Origin of the sequence: Psychrobacter sp. AOP7-A1-24, assembly GCF_052376235.1 — a bacterium.
Taxonomy (GTDB): domain Bacteria; phylum Pseudomonadota; class Gammaproteobacteria; order Pseudomonadales; family Moraxellaceae; genus Psychrobacter.
On record NZ_JBQSVM010000068.1, the window covers coordinates 1 to 7645 of the forward strand.

Annotated in this window: 5 protein-coding genes; 2 read left to right on the top strand and 3 right to left on the bottom strand. The window is 42.6% G+C overall.

Annotation, left to right across the window (positions count from 1 at the left end; genetic code table 11):
• Nucleotides 1–44: 44 nt before the first annotated feature.
• Nucleotides 45–458: an organic hydroperoxide resistance protein gene (locus ACT3QQ_RS13220; protein WP_444520780.1), complete on the bottom strand. Its 414-nt coding sequence runs from the start codon at nucleotides 456–458 to the stop codon at nucleotides 45–47.
• Nucleotides 459–621: 163 nt separating this feature from the next.
• Here ACT3QQ_RS13220 and ACT3QQ_RS13225 point away from each other — a divergent pair, with 163 nt between their 5' ends.
• The gene (locus ACT3QQ_RS13225; protein ID WP_444528349.1) at nucleotides 622–1476 is read left to right on the top strand and encodes an AraC family transcriptional regulator N-terminal domain-containing protein; all 855 of its coding nucleotides are present in this window, start codon (nucleotides 622–624) and stop codon (nucleotides 1474–1476) included.
• Between the two features lie 249 nt (nucleotides 1477–1725).
• Nucleotides 1726–2055: a hypothetical protein gene (locus tag ACT3QQ_RS13230; protein WP_444528350.1), complete on the top strand. Its 330-nt coding sequence runs from the start codon at nucleotides 1726–1728 to the stop codon at nucleotides 2053–2055.
• Between the two features lie 113 nt (nucleotides 2056–2168).
• On the opposite strand, the gene ACT3QQ_RS13235 is transcribed toward ACT3QQ_RS13230, so the two are convergent.
• Together ACT3QQ_RS13235 and hrpA are read right to left on the bottom strand one after the other, a co-directional pair.
• Nucleotides 2169–2774, bottom strand: coding sequence for a class I SAM-dependent methyltransferase (locus ACT3QQ_RS13235; RefSeq protein WP_444528351.1), 606 nt, complete (start codon nucleotides 2772–2774; stop codon nucleotides 2169–2171).
• A 125-nt stretch (nucleotides 2775–2899) separates the two neighbouring features.
• Complete coding sequence (gene hrpA / locus ACT3QQ_RS13240; RefSeq protein ID WP_444528352.1) at nucleotides 2900–7132, bottom strand: ATP-dependent RNA helicase HrpA; 4233 nt, start codon at nucleotides 7130–7132, stop codon at nucleotides 2900–2902.
• Nucleotides 7133–7645 lie beyond the last annotated feature (513 nt).

The window sequence follows — 7645 nt, forward strand, 5'->3', positions numbered from 1 at the left end:
CCTATGGTCACTAGTCTTAAAATAATAGCCTTTAAACAACAGTCTTAAATAACGGTCACTTCTAGGCGAGTCTCGACATTACCGCGAGTGGCGTTAGAGTATGGACATACTTGATGCGTGGCTTCAATCAACTGCTGTGCCTGTGCTTCATCAATACCTGACACTTCTACAGATAATGCTACCTCTAAATTATAGCTACCGTCAGCTTTCATACCAATACCTACTTGCGCAGAGGTTTTTGAAGAAGTAACAGGTAACTTCATATGCTGTGCAGTCATGCTCAAAGCGCTATCAAAACAAGCCGCATAACCCATAGCGAAAAGCTGTTCTGGGTTGACACCTTCTTTGTCTTGCTCTTGAAAAGACACCAAGTCAAATCCTAACGAACCGTCATCTAATCCAGTGTGACCAGAACGTCCACCAGTAGCTGTTGCGCGTGTTTTATAAAATATTTTCATGAATAATTATTCCTTGTTTCATATTATTAGAGGTCGTACTTACGCTGTTGCGATGAGTTTATTATAGAACCCTCGATATCTATACGTTAGAACAAACCTCTACAACTCTTGCCTAATCCTACAAATTTTTATAATATAGGGCGATCTTATAAAACAAGTAGTCATGATGAATCAAACGATTATTGATCAACTTTTGGCAGTGCTCCCTAGAAACAAAACCATCGAATCTGCTGTTTCAGGCTTGTTCTTTTACTGCGCGGATAAACCAAGCAAAGCCGTAAGCTATATTCAAGAGCCAAGTATTTGTATTGTACTGCAAGGTGAACGAGAGATTTACTTGGGTGCTGACTGTCAAAGGTTTGACAATAGCAATTTGATGTTCTGTCCAGTTAATATACCGCTAAGCATGCATATTAAGCACGCTTCGATAAAAAACCCTGTCATTGTTTTATCAATGAAATTAGATTTAGCCATGATTAGAGACGTCTTAGCGCAGATACCGATCACACAACCAGTGGCAGGTAGTCATCTAGGAATAAAGTGGCACTTAGATGACACCATTATGGACGCGTTTGAGCGACTGATCTGCTTGCTTGATTATCCAAATGATATTGGTTTCCTATCTTCTTTAATTCAACAAGAAATATATTATCGCCTACTCTTGGCTGAGCAAGGCAATAAACTTAAACAATTGGTAGTTAGCGGTAGTCATACCCACCGCATTGCTCAAGCGACTGACTGGATAAAGTCGAACTTAAATGAACCCATTACGGTTGAAAGCTTAGCTAGTAGATGTGGTATGAGTGTCTCAGGGTTTCATCAGCATTTTAGAGAAATAACCCAGCTGAGTCCGCTACAGTATCAAAAAAGCTTACGTTTAATGGAGGCTAGACGCTTAATCAAAATGCACGGAGCGCAAATATCACAAATAGCAATGCAAGTAGGCTATGAAAGTCCTAGTCAGTTTAGCCGAGAATACAAGCGATTGTTTGGTATGAGTCCGAGCAGTGATTTGTAGTCACAGACTTATTTTCTAGCAAAATAAATTTTTTGCTTAGGCTATTTTCCACTACACCTATTAAACCTTTCCTTAGAGAAACACCATTTTTAAATTGAAGAATTTATTAAGTATTTTAAATAAATAGAAAAACTGGTTGACCTGCTCATATATTCGTATTATAACATATATATTATATTCAAAATAATAAATATATAGAAGCAGCGTTACGCTGTGGTCGATCAATAAAAAGCTTAGGGAGGAGATAACATGATTCGTCTAAGCTACACTCTCAAATGTTGGGCGCTTGGTATCACTTTTTTTACAGTGTTTTACTTCATGATAGTCATGAGCGACCCTGGCTTTGGTAAGTACATTTACGTGTTAGCTTTTAGCACTTTGCTACTTCCTATTGCTAAGCGTGCAGTCGATGTCATCACTGATTTTTTCGCACCAGATATTGAGTTGTTCAATGGATTACTGCCATCACTTTTAATTAATATTATGATTTGGATATTCACTCCAATTATCGTCGCATTAACAGTGATCGCTTATGTGCTTTATAGCATGGGTGTACTGACAGAAAAGATTGGTCATTAGATATCAGCCACTAATCACCAGACACCAAGCTTCAATAGCTCATAGAGAAGATGGTTTACAAGCTATCTTCTCTATCTAAGTATATAAACAATAATAGCTTTAACTTATCATCTTTAGTTGCTGGTTTGTTTGCCAATGAACTGTACGACCGCGCTGAGCCCTTGATGACGCTTTCCTTCTGATACCACACGCAACTTCTCTACACCCATAACTTCCTTCAGCCCTACGAGCTCATTTTGAAAGTTCTGTAAAGAGCCAAAACGTTCCCTTTGACTGGCTGGTGGTCCACCGACTGCCTCTGTTTCAAGCTGTTGTTCTGTATAGGCCTCAACGATAAATACTCCATTTGACTTAAGAGCAGTGACAACTTGTGCATGTATATGTTGACGTACCGTGTTAGGCACGTGCGCCCAGATAGAAACTATCGCATCCCATTTATCCTGACCAAAATTGTAATCTGCTAAATCAGCTACTTGGGTGGTAATAGCTACCTCTCTGTCTTTGGCTAGCTTTTCCGCTTTGTTCAGACCTACTTCGGACATATCCATCGCAGTCACATTGAAGCCTTGCTCAGCTAGAAACACTGCATTTCTACCTTCGCCCTCTGCTAGACATAGTACGTGTCCGCCTACAGGTATCTGCTCAAATGTCTCTCTCAAAAAATCATTCGGTTCGGTGCCAAATGCGAACTCTGGGTCGCTATAGCGTTTATCCCACATTTTAATCATCCTTTTATTTGAGATTGATATCTAATCAAGTAGCTAGTATATGGCCTATAAAGCACACATCATAAAACTAATGTGTGCTCACGAACATAATGTACCATACGAAACTAAAACTTAGCCTAACTCAGCTTATCCCACATCTTGCTTAGACGCTTGGGTGATACAGCCATACGAGTTTTCATAGGCTGAGCAAACAGTTGAATACGATACTCTTCTACCATCCAGCGATACTCACTGATGGCTTCCTTGTCCGCACGTCCTGCTAGACGCTCCATATGCAAGTCAAGCGCGTAAACTCCATCGAGATCGGCGTCAAGATTGTGCTCCAGACGCTCCAGTCGAATCTGTAGTGCTTCAAGATAACGTGGATACTGTTGCCAATGGCTGTAATCCATCCGATAAACAAAATCAGCCAAATGTAAATCTTCTAACTGATCTTCGATATCGTCGATAGACTCACCAAATATTTCGCGATCTAGCATCAGCAACCCCTGGCGAATGCGTTGCCAACGAGTATAAACATTCTTAAGTGTTTTAATGACACTTTGACCAGTTAATAAGAAGTTACTCGTTACTACTTCAAGCGTCTGGGTATATTCCTCAGCGGTAAACGGTAGCTCTTCACTCAATCCAACTGCGATATCATCAGCGCTTTCTGGTAGATTCTCAGAATGATCAAATAGAACATAATGCTCTTCAAGAGCCGCGTCTAGCGCAGCATCTATAACGATCGTTTTGAGTTTATCCATATCGCCAAGTGGTGCAAATGCCAGTTTAAATATGCTATCTATTTGGCTTGTTAACTGTTTTTTCTTTGCACCAAGCTTGCCTTTAATTAAAGTCAGTACACCAATACGGTGTGCTTGGAGTGCTGCATTAACATCGGTATATTGATGAATCGATACAGCCTCTCCCGCTTCATCAGCGACCAGCGCCGCAAACTGCTTCATCACCACGCCTGCGCTATGGTGGTTTTTACTAAAAGCAAAATGCTCAGGGAACTCAGTATGCACGCCTTGCTGTTCATTTACCGCTTGACTGGTCTCAGATGCATGACGAATCTGTAGGGTTTGCAGGTCACGGCCTTTTTCGATGATACGGTTTTTCTCATCGACCACGCAGATTTGTGGCTGCAAATAGCGGTCAATCGTCGATGGATTGAAATTCTCTGGCGTCACAGACATGATACCGCGACGATGCAATGCATGACACAGCTGCTTCAGCAACCCTTGTCCACCTTCTGGCTGCAACTCATCAAACAAACTATCTGCAGTATTGGGTATTGGTACGATTTGACGGCGTATCTCTTTTGGTAATGACTTGAGCAGCTGCAATACCAATTCATAACGCCAACCGGGTACGCCCCACAGTAGTTCAATCGCATCGAGCTGCGGTAATGCGGCAAGCGGTACACGTATGGTCACGCCATCATCATCGCTAGCAGGATCAAAGACATAACGAAGCGGCAGTCTTAAATCGCCCAGCTTCCACACTTCTGGGAAGTCACCTGTGGTCGGCGCTTGGCTATTAAGTACATCTTCATCAGTAAAGAATAGATGCTTGGTGTCATGCTTTTCGACTTCTGCACGCCAATCCTCAAATGCTTTGCGACTGGCAACGTGCTCAGGAATTTTCTTATCATAGAACTGATAAAGCGTCTCTTCATCGACCAATAAATCACGGCGACGTAGCTTGTCTTCGATACGCTCAACATGGGCAATCTTATCCATGTTATGTTGCAAGAACGGTGCATTGCGACCAAAGTTACCCGTCACCAAGCCATCACGAATAAATATCTCTCGTGACTCGACCAAATTAACTTGCTCGTAGTTAGTCAGCTGCTTACTAATAATAATCAGGCCAAATAAACTAATCTGAGCGTAAGCTTTGACACGTCCTGTTTTCTTAGACCAGTGTGGTTCGAAATAGTGATATTTCAGCAAATCACCTGCCGCTGAGGTAATCCATTCTGGTTCGATTTTGGCAACGGTACGCATAAAGACTTGTGATGTCTCCACCATCTCAAATGCCATCACCCAAGGGGGTATTTGTTTAAACACAGTACTGGCTGGGAATATCTTAGCCTTTTGCTGGCGCGCAGCCAAATACTCACCGCGGCTTTCAGTCTTATGCGCAATGATAGACAGTAAACCTGTCAATAATGCTCTATGCAGATTGGCATATTTGACTGCTTTTAGTTCTTCGTCTTCGATCGCTGTTGGATCGTTGACAGCCACATTTTTATCAGAGGCTTTTGAGTCATTGACGTCGGTTAACTTGAGATCAGTAACCATCTGTACCAATTGACGGTGTGTTTGATGCCATTCACGTACACGCGGAAAGCTTAAATAGTTTTTCTTAGCAAATTGCTTACGCTGATTGCCAGACAGTTTATTGCCGTCTTCATCCTTTTCAAACAGCGCCTTCCATAGACTCAAATAAAACAAAAAGTCAGAATCGTCTTGACGGAAGACCGCATGTTTTTGATCCGCTTGCGTGCGCTTATTGGCAGGGCGCTCGCGGGGATCTTGCACAGCGAGCGCTGCCACAACGATAAGCATTTCACGAATACAGTCAAAATCAGAACCAGCGACTAGCATACGTGCCAACCTTGGATCAATTGGCATACGTGCCATTTTCTGACCTGTTGCTGTCAAACGCAGCTGATCAAGCCCTTTTTGACGCTTCGGCTGTTTGACTTTATTTTGAGCAGCAATGTCTTTTTTCGAAGTAATTGCGCCCAATTCATCTAGTAATTTATGACCATCAGTGACCAGTCGACTATCAGGTGGCTCGATAAACGCGAAATCATCCACACTACCTAGACGTAGGTTGGCCATTTGCAATATTACTGACGCCAAGTTGGTACGTAGAATCTCAGGCTCAGTAAACTCAGGGCGACCGCTAAAGTCCTCCTCAGAATAAAGGCGAATACATACACCTGGTGCAACACGGCCACAGCGACCTTTACGCTGATTGGCAGCTGCTTGTGAGATTGCTTCAATCGGTAGACGTTGTACGCGCGAGCGATACGAGTAACGCGAAATCCGCGCAAAGCCTAAGTCGATCACGTAGCGAATACCCGGTACGGTCAACGCAGTCTCAGCAACGTTGGTCGCGATAACAATACGTCGACCCCGGCCTGATGGCTGAAAGATACGCTGCTGCTCTTCATAAGTCTGCCGTGCAAATAGTGGTAAGACTTCAGTATGGCGTGGACCATGACGCTCAAGCACTTCTTGCGTTTCGCGAATCTCTGCTTCAGTCGCAGCAAATATCAAGATATCCGCTTGATCGGCGTGACCTTTACTCTGGGCATCGCTAAAACACTCCTCGACAGCAGCAACCACAGCACGCGGTAGATTCTCTTCAAAATCATCGTAACTGTCATCTTCTGAGCTGTTTACTGGCTCATCTGTCAACGGACGATAGCGGACCTCCACCGGAAAGCTACGCCCCTCTACATTAAAAATGGGTGCAGGGATTTGCTGTTTGAGCTTATTGTCATAATGGCTAAAGTATTCACTAAAGCGCTTGGTATCAAGAGTTGCAGAAGTAATAATGACTTTTAAGTCTGGACGCTTGGGCAGCATCTTTTTGAGATAGCCCATAATGAAGTCGATGTTTAGACTACGCTCATGCGCCTCATCGATGATAATCGTATCGTATTTACTCAAAAATCGATCATGACCTAATTCAGCGAGCAAAATACCGTCAGTCATTAATTTAACAACAGATTGCGCTGAGCCTTGCTCATTAAAGCGAATCTTAAAACTGGCAGTATTACCTAATGGCTCGCCCAACTCTTCTGCGATACGGTTCGCCACACTACGAGCAGCCAAGCGCCTTGGTTGTGTATGCCCTATTTGTCCAGTGATACCGCGCCCAGCTAGCATCGCAAGCTTGGGTAGCTGCGTCGTTTTACCAGAACCTGTTTCACCAGCGACGATAATGACTTGATTATCAATAATCGCTTGTACCAAATCTTCTGCTCGTTGGCTAACAGGCAAATCCAAATTTAGTTTAGCTGGTAAATCACTGGGAATACTATCAATACGCGCCTGCACGGCTTCTTGAGAGCGTGTTTTTATTTTCTCGTACTGAGCACGTTTTTTCGCAAGTACATACTCTGGATTATTCTTCTGCTTAGAATCATGGTTAGCTTTTTTATTTTTAGACACAGCAGCACGTGCCAGCTCTCGTTCGAGACGACTTAAGTAATAGCTGTCTTTAGCAAGAACTGGTAAATCAACTGTTGATACTGCTGGCTTCTTAGCATCTTGCGTTTCATTGACGGCAGATGCGTTTAAACTGCTGTTTTCAGACATATTTGGCTTAGAATTATTGGGCATATTTGCTTAGGCTATTTATTATGTAGAAGTGATTAGATTATGAGGGTAAATAGAGAGTGATTCAAGGTAGTTGTGATGTTTGGTTGCAAAGCTGACGTTTTGCTATGATCGAGAGAACCCTAACACCCCTACCCTAATAAGCAGTATTAAATGAAGCAGGAGTTAGGCTGTGAACATTAAATTTCAAACACTTAAAGGTATATAAATGGTCTACATAAGAAAGCTAATCACTACTAGTATGGATAATCTGTTGGCTAGTGGCAGACCCCACAAAAAAGGTATGCATTTTCTGCAGTGCCAACCTAGGAAAAGGAAGGTGTAACGAGAGTATTAGTTTTTCAAATTCTACCATCTCATTAGCTAAGGCCCGAGCGATATCCGGTTGGATCTGTGGGCTTTCATAAATATTGTCAATCAACCATGTTAATTGTGGAAAATCAACATTACCGTGAATCTGATAAAGGATAGGTAACATTTTCATCAGAGATTTGGCAGTGCGTTTTTAAGAACATT